Origin of the sequence: Rhodococcus sp. IEGM 27 (assembly GCF_033142305.1) — a bacterium.
GTDB lineage: Bacteria > Actinomycetota > Actinomycetes > Mycobacteriales > Mycobacteriaceae > Rhodococcus_F > Rhodococcus_F oxybenzonivorans.
This window is the reverse complement of sequence record NZ_JAWLSG010000039.1, coordinates 1-1,389: the sequence shown is the minus strand read 5'-3', so window position 1 is coordinate 1,389 and position 1,389 is coordinate 1. Positions and strand designations below refer to the sequence as shown.

1 protein-coding gene is annotated in these 1,389 nt (G+C 63.2%); it reads left to right on the top strand.

All coding sequences use genetic code 11. The annotated features are described in order from the left end of the window. The first annotated feature begins 73 nt into the window (after positions 1–73). A complete protein-coding gene (locus R4P95_RS33400; protein WP_317747198.1) occupies positions 74–1,288 on the top strand; it encodes an amidohydrolase family protein in 1,215 nt (404 codons plus the stop codon). Positions 1,289–1,389 lie beyond the last annotated feature (101 nt).

The window sequence follows — 1,389 nt, the reverse complement described above, 5'->3', positions numbered from 1 at the left end:
GGTTGACACAAGACCCGGTTGCTGTAGATCATCTATAGGAACTGTTTCTGAGTCAGCAAAGGATTGTGGTGCCATGAGTAAGTACCGGGTTATCGACACTGATACCCATCTCATCGAGCCGGCGGATCTGTGGACCGAACGCCTGCCGAAGGCGTGGGGCTCCGACGTCCTGCACGTCAAGTGGGACGAGAAGACCCAGTCGGACCTGTGGTTCTTCGGTGATCAAGCGCTCAAGGGTGCGTGGACGTGGGCGAACTGGAACTGGAAGAACTTCAACTCCGAGCTGCACGACGGGAGCGGCCCCACCCGCCTCGACGAAGCCCATCCGGCGACCTACGACGTCGACGAGCGCGTGAAGTTCATGGACGATCAGGGCTTCGAGATGCAGGTGCTGTACCCGAACCTCGCCGGGTTCGACTGGAAGCCGTTCGTGCAGCACCCCAATCGGAACCTGGCGATCGCGCACCTGGCCGCCTACAACGACTTCCAACTCGAATGGGTGGCCAAGTACCCGGGCCGGTTCATCCCGATGATGGTGATCCCGTACTGGGACGTGGCGGCGTCGGTCGCGGAGATCGAACGCCTCGCCGATTCCGGCTTCGGCGGCATCGTGACCACCGGTGCCCCGCACGAGCACGGTCAGGCGCCGCTGGGCAGCCGTAAGTGGGATCCGTTGTGGAAGGCCTGCGAGGAGGCGGGCCTGTCGGTCAGCTTCCACACCGCCAGCGGTGACTTCCGCGAGATGCTCAAGCACGACGAGGACGACGGGTTGGTCGGCGGTGTCAAAGTCGCCGCCGACGGACCCCATATCTACCTCGCCAACGCCGTCATCGTCAGCGACCTGCTCGTCTCCGGAATCCTCGCCCGGTTCCCGACCCTGCAGTTCGTCTCCGTGGAAAGCGGAATCGGCTGGGCCCCGTTCGTTCTCGACGCCCTCGACAAGCGATTCCAGAAGAACGGCGTGTTCCGCTCGCACCCCGAGTTCGGTGACATGCTCCCCAGCGACTTCTTCAAACGGCAGGTATCGCTGAACTTCTGGTTCGAACAACTCGACGACTACCACATCGAGACGCTCTCACTCAAGCCGTTGATGTTCGAAACCGACTTCCCCCACCCCACCAGCTTCCACCGGCCCACTCTCGAGGAAAACATCGAACTCGTCCTCGGCAACCAGCCCGAAGAGGTCCGCCGCGCCGTCCTGTGGGACAACGCCGCCCGCCTCTACGGCAAGGCCATGGAAAAGCAGGGAGTCAACCCGAACCAAGCCATCCCCAGCTTGACCAGCTGACCACACCCCACACCACCACCAACAAGAGCCGGGCGCTCTGGGGCACTCCACCCGCACCCGACGGTGCCCCAGAGCGCCCAACCCCACCACCCCGACACGGT

Bases quoted from the DNA above. Each gene is read 5' to 3' on its own strand.
- R4P95_RS33400 (WP_317747198.1), top strand. From the start codon at position 74: ATGAGTAAGTACCGGGTTATCGACACTGATACCCATCTCATCGAGCCG.